This window comes from Cytobacillus purgationiresistens, from assembly GCF_030813235.1.
Lineage (GTDB): Bacteria > Bacillota > Bacilli > Bacillales > Cytobacillaceae > Cytobacillus > Cytobacillus purgationiresistens.
Genome location: NZ_JAUSUB010000002.1, coordinates 241,043 through 257,552, shown reverse-complemented (window position 1 = coordinate 257,552; position 16,510 = coordinate 241,043). Strand labels below are relative to the sequence as shown.

Here is a 16,510-nt window from a genome sequence, read left to right as displayed (position 1 = left end):
GAGGGAGGGTGTGTTCGACTATGACTTTACAGATTGACCATATTACGAAAAGGTTTGGCGAGTTTACTGCGGTAGATGATCTTTCTCTTACCATTCCTGAGAAAGAAATGTTTGGATTTCTAGGTGCAAATGGAGCTGGAAAAACAACGACTTTCAGAATGACTCTTGGTCTGATTGATCCTACTAAGGGAAGCATTACTTGGGATGGCAAACCGATTGATTATTCGACCAGTTCCATTATCGGATATCTGCCTGAAGAAAGAGGGCTTTATCCTAAATTAAAAGTGAAAGATCAGTTAGTTTACTTAGCAAGGCTGAGAGGCATGGAGAAGCAGGACGCATTAAAAGAGCTGGATTACTGGCTATCACTGTTCAAGGTCCCAGAATATCGGGACAAAAAGGTGGAGGAGCTATCAAAAGGAAACCAGCAAAAAATTCAATTTATATCAGCTGTTATACATAAACCGAAGCTTCTGATTCTGGATGAGCCATTTAGTGGATTAGATCCGGTGAATGTAGAACTCTTGAAGGATGCAGTAGTTGATTTGAAGAATAATGGCACAACGATTGTCTTTTCATCTCATAGGATGGAACATGTTGAAGAGCTTTGTGAACATTTATGCATTATGCAAAAAGGCAAACCCATTGTGCATGGCGAATTGCGTGCAATAAAACGTTCATTTGGAAGAAAAAAGCTAATTGTTCACGGTGATTTTAATATGGAATTCTTTAAGAGCCATCCGCTTGTAACGAAGGCGCGTATTACAGCAGAAGGGGCGAACCTTCAAATTGAGAATGAGCAAGCTGCGGAAGAAATTCTAAAAGGTATTGTCGGAATGGGCTTGATCAGGAAGTTCGTTATTGAAGAGCCTTCTTTAAATGATATCTTCATTGAAAAGGCTGGTGCAGCATATGAATAATTTCTGGATTATCCTTTGGCATACGTATAGTACTAAATTAAAGACGAAATCATTTATTGTTACGACAATTATCACTTCTTTACTTATTATAACCTTAGCAAATATGAGTAATATCATTAATTATTTTTCATCTTCTGATGAGAAGGAAAAAATTGCAGTCATTAATCAAGCAGAAAGCTCCATCCCAATAGTGGATCATATGTTGGCTGTTAATGAATCGATCGTGTTAGAAGATTATGATGGCTCAGTAAACGAGGCAGAATTGGCTGTTATTGAAGGTGAATATGAAGGACTGCTCATCCTTTCATTAAATAATGAAGACCTTCCAGTTGGCGAATATAAATCGAGAAGTGTTGCTGATACAAGCAAATCTTTAGAATTGCAAAATGCTCTGCAGCAAATTAAAACAGAGATGGCTGCATCAAAAATTAATTTAACATCTGAACAACTGAGCGAATTATACGCACCAGTTGAGTTTAACACAGTTGCATTGGAAGAAAATGCAAAGACTGAAGAAGAATTAAGCCAAGCTAGAGGGCTTGTTTATGTCCTGCTTTTCCTTATTTATTTTGCGGTAATCACTTATGCAAATATGATTGCCATGGAAGTGGCAACTGAAAAGTCATCTCGTGTAATGGAAATATTAATTTCTAGTGTTCCACCAATAAAGCAAATGTTTGCAAAAATATTAGGTGTTGGTTTATTAAGCTTAACGCAAATGGTTGTCATTGGTTTAGTCGGTTATTTTTCATTGCAGAAAAACCTATCTTCAATGGAAGGCGGCTTTTTTGAAGCATTTGGTTTCAGTGATTTATCCATCAGTACAATCGTTTATGCTGGTGTATTCTTCTTATTGGGTTATTTCCTTTATGCTACACTCGCAGCATTCTTAGGTTCACTTGTAAGCAGAATAGAAGATGTTCAACAAATGATTATGCCAATGACTATGGTTATTATTGCAGGCTTTCTTATTGCAATGTTTGGTCTATCGCAGCCCGATTCTACTTTTGTAACCATTACATCCTATATTCCATTCTTTACTCCAATGCTGATGTTTTTAAGGGTTGGGATGCTTTCGCTTCCGATTTGGGAACCAATATTAGGAATTGCCATCCTTGTTGGAACGACAGTTATTCTGGCGATTTTTGGATCGAGAGTATATAAGGGAGGCGTATTAATGTATGGAAAATCTTCCTCATACAAGGATGTGAAAAAAGCGCTGCAGTTAACAAAAAAAGAAGACTCCGCCGATTAAGGCGGAGTTTTTTTGATTATCCTGTAGCACCATCTAGATAAAACAAGTCAAATCATTCTTCAAGATATAAACCTAAAATTGTTAAAGGAAATCAGAAACTCTTTATAAAGTGTCGGAGAACAGAAGAAAATGCATGTGCTAATTTGGGTGTTGGTTTTTATTTTGAAAATTTAAAAATCGATCCGTGGATTGATTAGTAAACAAAAACCTTAGGGAAAGCTTGTCTCGATAATTTATTAAAAAGTGATATTGTTTTTTAATCAATGTGTCAAATGGGCTAATTTTACTTTTTCAGATGATATTCCCACATGTTGCCGTTTTTCCAGTAGGCTTGTTTTGAATTAAATCTATTAAAGTGTTGTGTTCCTCTAACCTTGCAAGATCTGCTACGACGTGTCCCACGAGTATTTCGGCAAGAGCAGTTAGATCTGCGAGTGGATCTGCGTGTGCATCTGCGTGTGCATCTGCATGTGCATCTGCGTGTGCATCTGCAGTTAGATCTGCGAGTGGATCTGCATTTAGACCTGCGAGTAGACCTGCGAGTGGATCTGCGATTAGATCTGCGAGTGGATCTGCGATTAGATCTGCGAGTGGATCTGCGATTAGATCTGCGAGTGGATCTGCGATTAGATCTGCGGGTGGATCTGCAATTAGATCTGCGAGTGGATCTGCGACTAGATCTGCGAGTGGATCTGCGACTAGATCTGCGAGTGGATCTGCGAGTGGATCTGCGGCTAGATCTGCGAGTGGATCTGCGACTAGATCTGCGGCTAGATCTGCGACTAGATCTGCGACCAGATCTGTTTGATCCTCTTTTTCCAGGGCCTTTTCTGGCTACAGGATCTTGGAATAAATAGAACTCCATTCCTGCCGATTTTACTTCATCCACTGCCAGCAAAATATCTGATTCATTATAGTTTCTCAAAGTAATCCTCCTTAACGTTTTAATAAAGGAAATGTTTAGAACATTAGTTAAATTAGAATGATTGAATATTACTAAAATCCCTTTTCCTCTATATCGTACGCTTAGCACTATAAAGTTGACTTGGTCATATGTGCAATTTGTTGAAAATGATTGAATCGCCCTCAGTGTCATACTCTCTTCATTTGTCATAATCTTTAATATCTTATGAAAACAGGAGGATTAGTCATGGGAGGTAGTGAGCTTTCAACATATAAGGTGTTTATTCAGCCGCAGGATTTCTCATTTTTAAAGAGTGATATTTGGTCAGAGGAAAAGGTTCCGGGGTATGTAACAATACAAAATAAAAAACTTGACATCGATATAGGATTTAGAGGGTCACATATAAGAAAAATCAAAAAAAAATCATATCAAATTGAATTTTATAAACCTAAATTGTGGAAGGGTGCGAAGGAAATTCATTTGAATGCAGAATATAATGATCCTTCTATGATAAGAAATAAATTATCATATGATTTCTTTTCCAGTATTGGCGTATTAACCCCCTCTGCAGAGCATGTTTTTATTACATTAAACGGTAAGAAAGAGGGAGTTTATCTTCAGCTTGAATCAGTAGATGAGTATTATTTTAAAAAAAGGGGGCTTCCGGTTAGAGCGATATTTTATGCAGTTGATGGTGATGCTAATTTTTCGTTATTTAGTGATCTTGATAAGGAATCTAAAAAATCTTTGACTCTTGGTTATGAGCTTAAGTACGGAGACGAGGAAGAGGAACTATTTCTCCAAGAATTCATTTATAAATTAAATACTCTTTTGAGAGATGAATTTGAGAAGGAGATCATTCGATATTTGGATGTGGAAAAATATTTACTCTGGCTTGCTGGGGCAGTATGTACCCAGAATTATGATGGATTTGTACACAACTATGCATTGTATAGGAATGGAGAGACTGGATTGTTTGAGATTCTTCCATGGGATTACGATGCCACTTGGGGCAGGGACATTAATGGGAAGAGTATGGATTATAACTACGTAAGGATGGAAGGATTCAACACTTTATCAGCCAGAATATTGGGAATACCAGCTTTTAGAAACAAATATTATCGTATTCTAAACGAGTTACTTGATGATCGATTTAATGTTGAAACAATTAGACCCCAGATAAATGCACTCTATTCTAAACTGAGGCCTTATTTTGGTAAAGACCCTTACAAAAAGGATAAGATTGAGGATTTTGAAAAGGAACCAGACTTTATTTGCCGGTTTATTGAAGACAGAAATTCTTACTTGCGAGCTGAATTAAAAAAATTAGGTCAATAGAAATGGGCGATAGATATGAGTGGTAAATAGGCATTTTATATAGTACATCCACCCTCCAAGATACGTATATATGAAATAGAAACAAACATTTAGATCAGACCATAAGGAGGAGAATGGGAATGAAGAAAAGGATTCTCAAGAATCCCATACAAGACAAATCTAATGGATTTTTAGATTCGTTTGTTGGCAGGAAGGTAAAAGTATACAGGGGGGGACCGGAATCTAAGGAGGGTACACTTCTGTACGGTAATGCTGATTATTTAGCACTTCATCTTGAAAAGGAAGAAAAGGACCTGAGTAATATTGTGTATTATCATACCCAGCATGTCAGAAGCATAAGTGAAAATTCAAAATCGAATTCAATTCAGAAGACTGTAATCAATACGATGGATCAAGAAGTAATAGATACGGATAGCTTTTCCGAAGTAGTCTATAGGCTTAGAAATAAAAAAGTGAAAATCAATCAAGGTGGTCCAGAAGCGACAGATGGATATCTCTTAGATTCAACAACAGATTATTTAGTTCTATTCACTGAAAAGGATGGAATAGTGTATTTTAATATCCATCATATTAAGAGTGTTCGAGAATTCATCCAGCAGGAGGGTGAAGAGACTGAACATTCCATGACATTTTTTCCAGCAAACAAATTTGAAGATTTGTTCAAACGGATGACTCACACATGGGTTTCGATCAATAGAGGCGGTCCGGAAGCACTTGAAGGGATTCTCGTCGAAATCGAGGAAGGGAATTACACATTAATTAACAATGAAGAAGTTCTCAAAATCCAGCCATTTCATGTAAGAAGCATTAGCCCTGGATCAAAAGGGTCTTTCGATCAAGGTGAAAAAGAAGATTCAATTGATGATGAAAAAAATAGTAATCATTCAGGGGATAGAGAAACTAGCGGTAATAGGTCAAGTGATAGAAGGTCTACCAGTAATAGGTCAAGTGATAGAAGGTCTACCAGTAATAGGTCAAATCGACGAAATACAGGTGGGTTACAGCACAGGGATGATGAGAGAACAGGACGCAGAGACTGGAGGGAAAAATATAAAAGAGAAAAAGTAGTCAAGTCAGTTGATTATGAATGGAAGCCTGTTAAGGAATATTAATTAACAGGGCTAATATAAAAAATAGGTGCATTTTATGGAAGATGCATCTATTTTTTCAGTAAGGGGTGAAGCTTAAGTTGTCAGGAATAGATCAATTACAGGGTGAAATGGTAGAAGTTAATATCTCGGGTAGAAACAATGTAAGAGGTATATTAATTGAAAATGGAATGGATATTTTAGTTATATTTGATGGTGAAATTTATTTTTATATACCTCTTATACATGTACAGAATGTAAAAATGAGTCCGCTTGAAGATAATGAAGAAAAGATAGAGTTAGATGAAGACTTACCGTCATTTATAAACCATGAGACGATATCCTACCGTAAAATGTTGACCAATGCGAAAGGGCGTTTTGTAGAAGTATTTGTAACCGGAAATAAAACGATACATGGTTATATTACAAGTATTCTGAATGATTATCTTGTTTTTTATTCCCCTGTGTATAAAACCATGTTCATCTCATTATCCCATATTAAATGGGTGACTCCGTATATTTCTACCCTCACACCGTTTACATTAAGTAATGAAAAACTGCCACTGCAGCCTTCAAATATTTCTGTCTCACGAAACTTTGAAGAGCAGCTAAAAAAGCAACAGGGAAAACTTGTCGTTTTTGATATGGGTGAAGACTCTGAGAAAATCGGCCTGTTGAAAAATGTGGATAATAATATAATCGAAATGGCAAATGCAAATGGAAAAATGATATTCTGGAAGCTAAGCCATTTAAAAACCATCCATTTACCTTGAACGATCAAAAGACCAACGTGCACATTACGCTGGTCTTTTTTCCATTCAGAATTTAAGGACTCATAATCAATCATGTTGATACTTACATAAAGAAAACCTGAAGCATCTAAGCAAAAACAATTTGAACCCAACAATAGAGTAGGAACAGTGTAATAATTGTTGTTGCAGGAATGACAAGGAGTGACACTTTTAAATAATCTTTCCACTTTATTTCAATTTGGTTCTGTCTAAGAATATGCATCCAAATAAGTGATGCAAGTGTTCCGATTGGCAACAATAATGATCCCATATCACTCCCTATAATATTGGCTAGATAAATAGTTTTTAAGGTGATTGGATCTAGACCCATCTCTGTCAATGTAATGGTTCCAATCATTAAGGCTGGATGATTGTTAAATATATTCGATAAAATGGATACTAGCCCTCCCATAATGAAAGTGGCATGAAATAACCCTTGATTAACAATAGGATTAAATAATTCGACCATCATCGCTGTTAATCCCGAATTATGGAGGCCGTAGATAATGACATACATTGAAAAAGCAAAAATGAGAATGTGCCAAGGTGTCTTTTTCAATATATCAGTTGGTTTGGTACCTAACAGATACCATCTCCATATCAAGAGTCCCAAAGATCCGGAAACAGCTACAAGTGCAATAGGGATGGAGAAGTAAGAGGCTACAAACAATAGACAGCGTAAAACGAAGACAAAAATTAGTATTTTTAACATAAGTTTTGTTCGTTTTCTCTTCGTTTCTACAGAAATTTTATCTTTTAATGGATGAAACTCTTTTGTGAAGAACATCTCCTCAATATTAATAAATGAATCTGGCAGGCGCTTAGGTAACTGTTTTTTGATTATTAAGAACATGAAAAACGACATGAATAACAATCCAATCGTCGCAGGTACAAACATCATGGCTGTATGCATATAAAGTGACATGTCAATAATCTCTAAAGCAATCAGATTGACAATATTACTGACACCGATTGGTGCACTGGAAGCTGTTGCAATCAGCGCTCCGCTTAACAGGTAGGGAATCATTTGATGTCGTTTTAATTGTAGATTTTGGAGAAGTAATATTAATATGGGAGTGGTGATTAGTATACTGCCATCATTGTTGAATAAAAGAGTCATTAAAAAACATAAAAGTTGAATATACCAGTAAAGTCGGTAACCAGATCCTTTGGATAAAATAACAAGCTTTGCAGCTGCCCAATGGAAGAAACCGAAGCTCTCGAGAATGACTGCCATAACAATTGTAGCGAGTATGGTTACAGATGCGCCACTGATTTTTTGAAAAATATCTGCAATATCATGAAGAGAAACAATCCCTGTAATAAGAATGATTATTGCTCCAATGGAAGCTGGCCAAGCTTCATTTATTCCCAGTGGTCTCCAAAAGATAACGAACATAGTCATTAAAAAAATTAGGATTGTTAGCCCTATTCCAAGAGTCATCATAACCCTCCTTTCTAAAAGTCTAACAAGACATTTGACTTGGCATGTCCTATTCCCTATATATATATTCGACCCTATCGAGGAGGACTAGATTGTAATCTAGTTTTTTAAAAAATGTATGTTTATCATTATAATAAAAATACCTATATGACAAATGGCTACTAATGTGTAAGCCCAATATTAAAGTATCAAATATACTCTTGATAAGAACGTGCATTCGTGTGGTGGATGCGTTAGAATGAAGGAAAAAGCTTGTGAGGGTTTCTATGAAGAATATTACATTTATTCATGCTGCGGACTTGCATTTAGATAGTCCAATGATCGGTTTAAAGCATTTACCACAAAGTATTTTTCGCAAACTGCAAGAAAGTACTTTTGAATCCTTTTCTAGAATTGTCAAAACAGCGATGATTAAAAAAGTTGATTTTGTTATTCTTGCCGGGGATCTGTTTGATGCTGCAGACCGTAGCATCAAAGCGCAAACGCGTTTTCGCAAAGAAATGGAAAGATTAGCTGATGCTGATATTCAGGTTTTTACTGTTCATGGAAACCATGATCATATGGGGGGAGAATGGGCTCATCTATCTTTGCCGGATAATGTCCATATATTTAGCAATGAACCGGAAATGCTGTCATTTATGAAAGAAGACGTGAAGGTTCATTTATACGGTTTCAGCTATCCAACAAGACATGTTCATCAGAGGAAAATTGATCACTATAAAAAGGTGGATGGCGGGGATTATCATATTGGAATATTACACGGTAATCTCGAAGGAAGCACAGACCATGGGAACTATGCACCTTTTTCTCTATCTGATTTGACATCTAAAGGATTTGATTATTGGGCACTTGGCCATATTCATAAGCAAGTGATCTTGAATCAATCTCCTCCCATTATTTACCCTGGAAACATTCAAGGGAGAAATAGAAAAGAAACAGGGAAAAAAGGTTGTTTTTTCGTTGAATTATCTGATGCTGGTCAATCCTTTGAATTTATTGAGACAGAAGCTGTCATGTGGACGGAAGCAACCCTCGATTGTTCTTCTATTGATTCTTTCCAAGGGATTATGACTGAGTGCTTAAAATTACTTGAAGCGGTGAGGTATGAAGGCAAAGGTACCCTTTTGATTTTAAATATCGAATCTGTTTCTCTGTCCCCGGTGGAAAAAAAGGGGCTGGACAACGGTGATTTATTAGAGCTCTTACAAGAGCAAGAAAAAGATGAGGAGTCATTTGTTTGGGTATCGGATTTGCGGTATTCAGACAAGGTTAAGTGGAATCGTGCTCAATTAAAAAAGGAATCGGAATTTTATCAAGAATTCTTTAAGCAAACAGACCAGCGTGAAAATTATCATCAAAGCCTATCTCAGCTATACGCTCATCCAATTGCATATAAATATGTGGAAAATTTGACGGAAAAGGAAATAGAAAAAATCGTAGATGATGCGGAAACAATGCTGCTGAATCTTCTTATGAAGTCGGAGGTGAAATCGTGAAAATCCAAGCAATACATATTTATGGCTATGGAAAGTTAACGGATGTCATCATCAATAATCTTCAAACGTTTCAAGTTTTCTACGGAGAAAATGAAGCAGGGAAATCGACAATAATGTCCTTTATTCACAGCATTTTATTCGGCTTCCCAACAAAGATTCAGACAGAGCTTAGATATGAGCCGAAGACAGGGTCGAAATATGGAGGACGATTAACCGTCCATTTTCATGATAGAGGTACGGCTATTATTGAGCGTGTAAAAGGAAAGGCTGCAGGGGATGTAAATGTTTTGTTAGATGATGGAACAAGGGGAGGAGAAACACTTTTAAATGAGCTCTTGCACGATGTAGATAAGCAATTGTTTCAATCGGTTTTTTCATTCAATATTCATGGATTGCAAAATGTACAGCATTTAAAGGGTGAAGACTTAGGAAAATTCCTTTTTTCCGCTGCTGCAATTGGAACAGACGGAATCGTGATTGCAGAACAAACCTTACAAAAGAAACTGGACGAGCGTTTTAAACCGAACGGAAACAAACCATCGATTAACGTACAATTAAAAGAATTGCAGCAGCTGCATAATGAATTAAAAAAAGCTGAGCGGGAGAACGGTGATTATTGGACGAAAATACAATTGAAAGAAAAATTAGAGAATGAACTTGATTTGCTAATTGAAGAACGTACTGATAAAGAAGGGCAGTTAGCGGAAATAAGAGAATGGGAGAAAATAAGGTCTTCATTTATTCAATATCAGCTATTACAAGTGGAGGCTCATTCGATGGAGACTGCTCATTTTCCAATAGGTGGATTAAATCGATTAGATCGTCTTGAAGCAGCCATGAAACCCATTGAAGCGCAAAAAACCAGCATAGAGGCTAGAGTTCATGCATTGAAAGAGAACATTTACGAAAACAAACCTCATGCTAAAACGCTTGAAAAAGAAAATGAAATTCAAGCTGTAATAGAGAGTATCCCAGTATGGGAAAGGATTCTACAGGAAAAAGAGGAACGCTCAATTCAATTAAGATCCATTGATGAAGAGTTGAGTATATTAGGTGAAAAGCTTCATATTGAAATTGAAGAAGAGAAAGTCAGAGCAATAGATACGAGTGTAATTCATAAAGAAAAAGTAATAAAAGCAGTCGAGAACCAGAAAAAGCTGCATAGTAAAAAAATGGAGCTAGATGAGCGTTTTGAAGAGGAAAGAAACACTTTAGTCGATCTGGAGGACAAGATAGAGAAGGTTAAAAGCAATTTATTGACAGATGAAGAACGTACCGAATTACTAAAGAAACAAACGGTTTATAAGGATAAAAAACAGATTGAACAAGAGTTACAAGAAATTAGAGAAAGAATGATCCATTTAACAAATGAGCAGAGTAGGACTCGTCAAGAACAATTGAGTAATAAAAGAAGAGATCGCTTCCAATTCTCCTTTTTCACAATAATGTTTGCATGTTTGGTCATCTGGGGACTTTTGAATTCGCACTGGTTTATGGCAGTTATTGGCTCGGTAGGATTCGTTTTCTCACTCTATTCAATATTAAAAAAGTCGCCTGCCATTACAGGTGATTTAATTACAGATGAGTTGGCTTCGCTTCAAGAGCGGGAACAATTACGAATAGCATCATTGAGCAAGATAGGCTTAATGGAAAATGAGGATGTAGAAGGTCTATTGACGATAGATGATGAAAGACAATCTCAATATCGCCATCATCAGCTTCTTTGGCAGCAAAGTAATGATAATTACGAAAAAATCATTCGTTCCTATGAGGAATGGGAAGTACTATCTGCTGAGGTTCATTCGGAAATTAATTGTTTAGGTCAGAAGCTCAACTTACCGGAGCATATTGTGAAATCACACCTTTTAGAAGCTTTTACGTTTATAGAACAGGTGAAAGCACTACTTAGGGAAAAGACGTATTTAAATGAGCGCCAAATCCTTGGAGAACAAAAACTCACATCAATAAACGATTTATTTAACGAATTAAATCAGCTTCTTGATCGAAAGCCAGCTAAGATACACGAGGGTGCATTCTTATTAAGGAAAAAGTTAAAAGAAGAAATGGAGAAACAAATTACACAAAGAGAACGGAAGGAAAAGCTGTCAGAATTAGAAGCTGAATGGGAGATGAATCATTCAAAATACCTTCATTATCAGCAGGAAGTTTCAGCGCTGCTGGCAGTTACTCAAGCTGTTTCGGTAGAAGAATTCATTAAAATAGGTAATCTTGCAGAGAAGAAGATCGCGCTAGAGGGAGAACTTCAAAATCTGAAATTGAAGGTAAAAATGTCTTCCCTTACAGATGAAAGGATGAAAGCGTTGGTATCAATAGACAACCTTTCAAACATTGTTATGGAAAACGAATCGAGATTATCGCATATTGAAAAGGAAGTTCCATCATTGCAAAGGAGGCTCGCTGAAACTAAATATGAAATTACCTTGATTGAGGATGGAGGAACTTATGCAGATATACTGCACACATTTAAAATGAAGAAAGCTGAGTTTGATGAAGCTGCGAAAGAATGGGCGACATATGCAACTGCAAAAGACATTCTCAAGAGGACCGTCAATCGATTTAAAGAAGAAAAGCTTCCTAAAATTGTGAAAGCGGCAGAACGTTATTTTTCTTTATTAACGGGAGAAAGATATAAAAGGGTCTATCTAAATCAAGAAAATGGTTTATTTCACATAGAAAATAAAAACGGCCTAATATTTGAAGCAAAAGAGCTGAGTCAAGCGACTGCGGAACAGTTATATATTAGCTTTCGGTTAGGATTAGCAGAAATTGTTTTTGAAAAATACGCAATGCCGATTATTATTGATGATAGCTTTGTAAATTTCGATCAGGAAAGAACAGAAAATGTGATTCGATTATTTAAAAGTATAACAGGAGTGCAAATATTATTTTTCACATGTCAGCGACATCTAATGCCCTATTTTTCAGAAGAGGAAGTAATTGAAATCAATCATTTGACGAGCATGCCTTCGTCTTTCTAGTGCCCATCCTGAAAACTTTAGTAGGGCAGAAGCTAGTATGATATAATTGTCAAATAGAAGAGTGCATGTAGAAGTTTTTGAGTAATTGTTAGAAGGGAGATTTTGGGCGGCTATGTCAAAGGGAATTGTATATTATGAAGTAGGAGAGCAAATTGAGGTTTTTTTACTAATCAAAAATGCCACAAAGGGAATTGCCAGTAATGGAAAGCCTTTTTTAACATTGATTTTTCAAGATCAAAGTGGAGATATAGAAGCAAAGCTATGGGATGTTTCTGATCAAGATGAAAAGAATTATAGTCCTGAAACGATTGTAAAGGTTACGGGAGATATATTAAACTATCGGGGACGTAATCAGTTAAGAATTCGTCAGATAAGACCCGCTTCACCAACAGACACAGTGAAACTGGCTGATTTTCTAGAGACTGCACCTCTAAGCTCTGAAGAAATGATGGGGAAGGTAACTCAGTATATTTTTGAAATGAAGAATCCTAATATACAGAGGATTACAAGGCATTTGTTAAAGAAGCATCAAGAAGCTTTTCTTGAATACCCTGCGGCTACGAAAAATCATCATGAGTTTGTTTCCGGTTTAGCTTACCATGTTGTATCAATGCTTGATTTAGCAAAAGGGATTGCTTCGCTTTATCCAAGCTTAGATAAAGACCTTCTTTATTCGGGTATCATTCTCCATGACCTTGGTAAAGTAATTGAACTATCTGGACCTATATCTACTTCCTACACAGTTGAGGGGAATTTACTTGGCCATATTACAATCATGGTCAATGAAATTGGCATGGCGGCAGAAGAGTTGTCCATTAACGGAGAAGAAATAATGATCCTTCAGCATTTAGTACTGTCCCACCATGGTAAAGCGGAATGGGGCAGCCCGAAACCACCATTAATAAAAGAAGCAGAAATTCTTCATTATATCGATAACTTAGATGCGAAGATGAATATGCTTGATCGCGCATTAGAGAGAGTGAAGCCTGGAGACTTTACTGAGAGAGTCTTTGCTTTAGACAATCGCTCCTTCTATAAGCCAACTTTTCATAAATAAATAGTAGAAATCGTCCGATCATAGGACGATTTTTTTTATTGGTTGGTTAATGCAGCACCATAAGTATTCATCTACTCGTGGTTATAGTCTTTGCTTGTAAAAGCTCAGGATATAGGTCATAAGGGTTTTGTTAGAGTAGTGAGTAACGAGGCAAATCATATCATTGTGTCGAAAGGAGGAGGCTCCTATACCTCTGAGGATCCTGGGCTGAGCAGTCGCCTCCGCATATCTATTTGTCCAGCTTCGGCTCCTAGCCCCTCGAGGTCTTAAGCCAGAGCAATCAAAAAGGCAAAGGTCACGCCTTTTCGTTTGCTCCGTCTTAAGCTTGTCGGGGCTGAGCAGTCGCCTCCGCATTTCTATTTGTCCAGCTTCGGCTCCTAGCCCCTCGAGGTCTTAAGTCAGAGCAATCAAAAAGGCAAAGGTCACGCCTTTTCGTTTGCTCCGTCTTAAGCTTGTCGGGGCTGAGCAGTCGCCTCCGCATTTCTATTTTTCTATTCATATTTTTGGATATTTGGCATAAATTTTAATAGAAACGTAGACAACCTAATAATAGGGAGGATTTAAATTGATACCAGTATGGATCTATTTCATTGTAGCAGGAATTTTTGTTAGTGCATTTATGGCTGTGAAAACGGGAAGAGATGAACGCAAGACTGAAAATGCATTCATTGAGCAGGAAGGCGAAGTATATATGAAGAGGCTTGAGGAAGAAAAAGAAGAGAGAAAAACAGAACAAGAACAGCAACAATCGCTTGGAGTATAAGAGGGTCAAATATAAAAAAGGAACCTATTTGGGTTCCTTTTTTCATTATTATTTTGTTTCGCTGTCTTTGTCGGCTTCAGCTTTTTCTGGATTAAAAAGATCTTTTAGTTCTTTATCATTTACCTTAACATCAGCTTCTTTTAATTCACGATCCATTGCTTCTTGGATGACTGTTCCGTCAAGCTTGGACACTTTTACATCATATTCCATTTCTTTCTTCATATCTTCAAAAGGTTTTTTTTCTTCTTTTTCAGTTACTTGAATAACATGGAATCCATGAGTGGATTGGACTGGTTCACTGATCTGATCAACATCAAGATCGTAAGCTGCTTCTTCAAATTCTTTAACCATTTGTCCTTTACTAAACCAGCCTAGGTCCCCACCATTTGCAGCAGATCCTTGATCAGTGGAGTATTCTGTTGCAAGTTCAGCAAAATCTCCTCCATCTTTAAGCTTTTTCTGAACTTCTTTGGCTGTATCCTCATCTTCTACCAGAATATGTCTTGCTTTAATTCTAGGTTCATAATTGTCGTAGTACTCTTTCACTTCTTTTTCAGTTACTTCAATATCTTTAATCGCTGCTTTTTCTTGCATTAAGCCTGTTCTTAAAGTTGATTTTAAATGTTCTTCATCTTTATAGCCATATTGCATCAGTGCCATTTCAAAGTTTGCACCTAGCTGTTCTTTCATTTCGTCTACTTTTTCATTTAACTCTTCATCTGAGACTTCGTAGTTTTTGGAGAGAACTTTTTCATAAACAAGTTCTTGAAGAACGGCATCTCCATTTTGAGCCTTCAATGCTTCGTAAAATTCTTCTTGACTAACATTACCGTTTCCTGTTTCCACAACTACATCTGAATCCCCAGAACTACACGCACTTAAACCAATGACGCCAGCTGCAACAGAAAGGGATATAATCCATTTTTTCATGTTGAACACTCCCAAATTATTTGTCGTTTTTGCACATAATTTACTATAACATAAATAGATTTGATAACAAAAACATTTTGGATAAAATTAGCTTAAATTCTGAAAATTTTGGGTATTCGCCTAACCATTTACTTCATTCATACATACGATATATAGAAACTTTAAGGATATTTCGTCCAAATTAAATAAATTTGGTTTAAGGCGAGATACGTACCTATTCGAAAAACAATCAGTATGAATAGAATATGGTAACTACCATAAGGGAGGTGTTATCATGAGCGGTGGATATGGCGGCGGAGGATACGGAGGCGGCTTCGCGTTAATCGTTGTATTGTTCATTTTATTAATAATCGTTGGTGCTTCATGGCTTTAATTTAGAGAATAACTATGGGATTTGCATATAATCCTATAGCGATTGTGAAAGGAGGGTTTGCATGTCTGGTGGTGGCGGCGGTTTCGGTTATGGCGGCGGTTTCGCTTTAATTGTCGTTCTTTTTATTTTGTTAGTAATTATCGGAGCTTCTTGGCTGTAAGCCAACCTGATCCTTATAAGACAGTATTGTATAAACATCCCTTTTACACCAATTAAATAAAAGCGGTGGACTCAGGTCCACCGCTTTTACTATTCATTAGTTACATAATTATGTGCTTTTTTACGTAAAAGCAATATCTACAAAAGAAGAAATCAATAATATCGTAATAAGGACATTGATTGTCCGATATACTTTAGGTTGTTTTTCTTCAGGGATTTCTTTTTGTAAACATAATGAATACGTCATTTTATTAATGTAATATAATATAAAGACGGCAAAAATAATGAAAATGGAGATCATCGAAGATTCCCTCCTCTAGTCAGACTGTTTGTATGTTACTTACCATATCAAAGTTAAGTAAAAAAAGAAAGTATAAAAGGCTGGAAGACTGATATTTTCGGTAATCTCCTGTTTATATGAGACTGGAAGCTTCTTTTTTTCAATCTGGATTGGTAACGAGTATTTCAATTCCATCAGCATTTTCTTCAATATATGAATGATTAGGTGCCATCATCACAAATTTCACATAAATCATATCATAAAATGATAATCCGACATGATAGGCTAGCAGGATGATAAAATACAGTGCAAATTGCGTATACATAAAACATAAGACAATTAATGAACTATTAATAATAATCGAAGGAGTCAATAAAGCCACTAAAAATGAAAACTTCGAAATCGGCTCCATAATTTGTACGGTGATAATTGGGTAAAATCCAGATCTGAATATTAATCCCTTCTTGATCTTTTGTCGCATATGCAAAACAGGTAAATAATGAAGTAGCTTATGCAACGGATAAATCATTAATAATGCTACAAGGAAGATGAAAAATATTCTGTCACTAAAGGTGGTTGAAACGAATATATAGGTTGCTGGTATATAGGTTATAATGAAAGTGAAAAACATGGTTAATAACGAGAAAATCATGATTCTTAAATGCCCATATTGTTTCGTAAAGTTAATTGCTCTCCAGCAATTCATTGTCATG

At 36.4% G+C, this 16,510-nt stretch carries 16 protein-coding genes; 12 read left to right on the top strand and 4 right to left on the bottom strand.

Annotation, left to right across the window (positions count from 1 at the left end; genetic code table 11):
* The first annotated feature begins 20 nt into the window (after positions 1–20).
* From J2S17_RS03940 to J2S17_RS03915, 6 genes are all read left to right on the top strand, one after another.
* Positions 21–920 (top strand): ABC transporter ATP-binding protein, encoded by a 900-nt coding sequence (locus tag J2S17_RS03940; RefSeq protein WP_307472115.1) that lies wholly within the window; start codon positions 21–23, stop codon positions 918–920.
* On the top strand, positions 913–2,175 hold the full coding sequence (locus J2S17_RS03935) for an ABC transporter permease (protein ID WP_307472222.1): 1,263 nt from the start codon (positions 913–915) through the stop codon (positions 2,173–2,175). Before J2S17_RS03940 ends, J2S17_RS03935 begins: the two co-directional genes overlap by 8 nt.
* A gap of 358 nt (positions 2,176–2,533) precedes the next feature.
* Positions 2,534–2,983: a hypothetical protein gene (locus J2S17_RS03930; RefSeq protein WP_307472113.1), complete on the top strand. Its 450-nt coding sequence runs from the start codon at positions 2,534–2,536 to the stop codon at positions 2,981–2,983.
* Between the two features lie 342 nt (positions 2,984–3,325).
* Positions 3,326–4,417: a CotH kinase family protein gene (locus tag J2S17_RS03925; protein ID WP_307472112.1), complete on the top strand. Its 1,092-nt coding sequence runs from the start codon at positions 3,326–3,328 to the stop codon at positions 4,415–4,417.
* A 119-nt stretch (positions 4,418–4,536) separates the two neighbouring features.
* Positions 4,537–5,529 carry a hypothetical protein gene (locus J2S17_RS03920; RefSeq protein ID WP_307472110.1) on the top strand — a complete coding sequence of 331 codons (993 nt, stop codon included), beginning with the start codon at positions 4,537–4,539 and terminating at the stop codon, positions 5,527–5,529.
* Positions 5,530–5,606: 77 nt separating this feature from the next.
* The gene (locus tag J2S17_RS03915; protein ID WP_370874948.1) at positions 5,607–6,278 is read left to right on the top strand and encodes a YwrJ family protein; all 672 of its coding nucleotides are present in this window, start codon (positions 5,607–5,609) and stop codon (positions 6,276–6,278) included.
* A gap of 106 nt (positions 6,279–6,384) precedes the next feature.
* Here J2S17_RS03915 and J2S17_RS03910 read toward each other — a convergent pair whose 3' ends face one another.
* Complete coding sequence (locus tag J2S17_RS03910; RefSeq protein WP_307472107.1) at positions 6,385–7,740, bottom strand: arsenic transporter; 1,356 nt, start codon at positions 7,738–7,740, stop codon at positions 6,385–6,387.
* Positions 7,741–8,006: 266 nt separating this feature from the next.
* On the opposite strand from J2S17_RS03910, the gene J2S17_RS03905 reads away from it, so the two are divergent.
* From J2S17_RS03905 to J2S17_RS03890, 4 genes are all read left to right on the top strand, one after another.
* Positions 8,007–9,236 carry a metallophosphoesterase family protein gene (locus J2S17_RS03905; protein WP_307472105.1) on the top strand — a complete coding sequence of 410 codons (1,230 nt, stop codon included), beginning with the start codon at positions 8,007–8,009 and terminating at the stop codon, positions 9,234–9,236.
* A complete protein-coding gene (locus J2S17_RS03900) occupies positions 9,233–12,235 on the top strand; it encodes an ATP-binding protein (protein WP_307472103.1) in 3,003 nt (1,000 codons plus the stop codon). The genes J2S17_RS03905 and J2S17_RS03900 overlap by 4 nt, the downstream gene beginning before the upstream one ends.
* A 112-nt stretch (positions 12,236–12,347) precedes the next feature.
* Positions 12,348–13,292, top strand: coding sequence for a 3'-5' exoribonuclease YhaM (gene yhaM, locus J2S17_RS03895; RefSeq protein WP_307472102.1), 945 nt, complete (start codon positions 12,348–12,350; stop codon positions 13,290–13,292).
* A 565-nt stretch (positions 13,293–13,857) separates the two neighbouring features.
* Positions 13,858–14,055, top strand: a complete 198-nt coding sequence (locus J2S17_RS03890; protein ID WP_307472100.1) for a sporulation YhaL family protein — start codon at positions 13,858–13,860, stop codon at positions 14,053–14,055.
* A gap of 48 nt (positions 14,056–14,103) precedes the next feature.
* Here the strand turns inward: J2S17_RS03890 and J2S17_RS03885 are convergent, their stop codons facing one another.
* On the bottom strand, positions 14,104–14,985 hold the full coding sequence (locus J2S17_RS03885; RefSeq protein WP_307472098.1) for a peptidylprolyl isomerase: 882 nt from the start codon (positions 14,983–14,985) through the stop codon (positions 14,104–14,106).
* A 274-nt stretch (positions 14,986–15,259) separates the two neighbouring features.
* Between J2S17_RS03885 and J2S17_RS03880 the strand changes: the two genes are divergently transcribed.
* On the top strand, positions 15,260–15,358 hold the full coding sequence (locus J2S17_RS03880) for a YjcZ family sporulation protein (RefSeq protein ID WP_307472096.1): 99 nt from the start codon (positions 15,260–15,262) through the stop codon (positions 15,356–15,358).
* 61 nt (positions 15,359–15,419) lie between these two features.
* Positions 15,420–15,518, top strand: coding sequence for a YjcZ family sporulation protein (locus J2S17_RS03875; protein ID WP_307472094.1), 99 nt, complete (start codon positions 15,420–15,422; stop codon positions 15,516–15,518).
* A gap of 120 nt (positions 15,519–15,638) precedes the next feature.
* On the opposite strand, the gene J2S17_RS03870 is transcribed toward J2S17_RS03875, so the two are convergent.
* Positions 15,639–15,818, bottom strand: a complete 180-nt coding sequence (locus J2S17_RS03870; protein ID WP_307472092.1) for a hypothetical protein — start codon at positions 15,816–15,818, stop codon at positions 15,639–15,641.
* 139 nt (positions 15,819–15,957) lie between these two features.
* Positions 15,958–16,509 carry a DUF3267 domain-containing protein gene (locus tag J2S17_RS03865; protein ID WP_307472091.1) on the bottom strand — a complete coding sequence of 184 codons (552 nt, stop codon included), beginning with the start codon at positions 16,507–16,509 and terminating at the stop codon, positions 15,958–15,960.
* Between the last annotated feature and the right edge of the window lies 1 nt (position 16,510).

What these genes read in the sequence shown, in the direction of transcription:
- J2S17_RS03920 (WP_307472110.1), top strand. Translation starts at nt 4,537, where the DNA reads ATGAAGAAAAGGATTCTCAAGAATCCCATACAAGACAAATCTAATGGA.
- J2S17_RS03875 (WP_307472094.1), top strand. Translation starts at nt 15,420, where the DNA reads ATGTCTGGTGGTGGCGGCGGTTTCGGTTATGGCGGCGGTTTCGCTTTA.
- J2S17_RS03880 (WP_307472096.1), top strand. Translation starts at nt 15,260, where the DNA reads ATGAGCGGTGGATATGGCGGCGGAGGATACGGAGGCGGCTTCGCGTTA.
- J2S17_RS03940 (WP_307472115.1), top strand. Translation starts at nt 21, where the DNA reads ATGACTTTACAGATTGACCATATTACGAAAAGGTTTGGCGAGTTTACT.
- J2S17_RS03925 (WP_307472112.1), top strand. Translation starts at nt 3,326, where the DNA reads ATGGGAGGTAGTGAGCTTTCAACATATAAGGTGTTTATTCAGCCGCAG.
- J2S17_RS03865 (WP_307472091.1), bottom strand. Translation starts at nt 16,509, where the DNA reads ATGACAATGAATTGCTGGAGAGCAATTAACTTTACGAAACAATATGGG.
- J2S17_RS03935 (WP_307472222.1), top strand. Translation starts at nt 913, where the DNA reads ATGAATAATTTCTGGATTATCCTTTGGCATACGTATAGTACTAAATTA.
- yhaM (WP_307472102.1), top strand. Translation starts at nt 12,348, where the DNA reads ATGTCAAAGGGAATTGTATATTATGAAGTAGGAGAGCAAATTGAGGTT.
- J2S17_RS03885 (WP_307472098.1), bottom strand. Translation starts at nt 14,985, where the DNA reads ATGAAAAAATGGATTATATCCCTTTCTGTTGCAGCTGGCGTCATTGGT.
- J2S17_RS03910 (WP_307472107.1), bottom strand. Translation starts at nt 7,740, where the DNA reads ATGACTCTTGGAATAGGGCTAACAATCCTAATTTTTTTAATGACTATG.
- J2S17_RS03870 (WP_307472092.1), bottom strand. Translation starts at nt 15,818, where the DNA reads ATGATCTCCATTTTCATTATTTTTGCCGTCTTTATATTATATTACATT.
- J2S17_RS03905 (WP_307472105.1), top strand. Translation starts at nt 8,007, where the DNA reads ATGAAGAATATTACATTTATTCATGCTGCGGACTTGCATTTAGATAGT.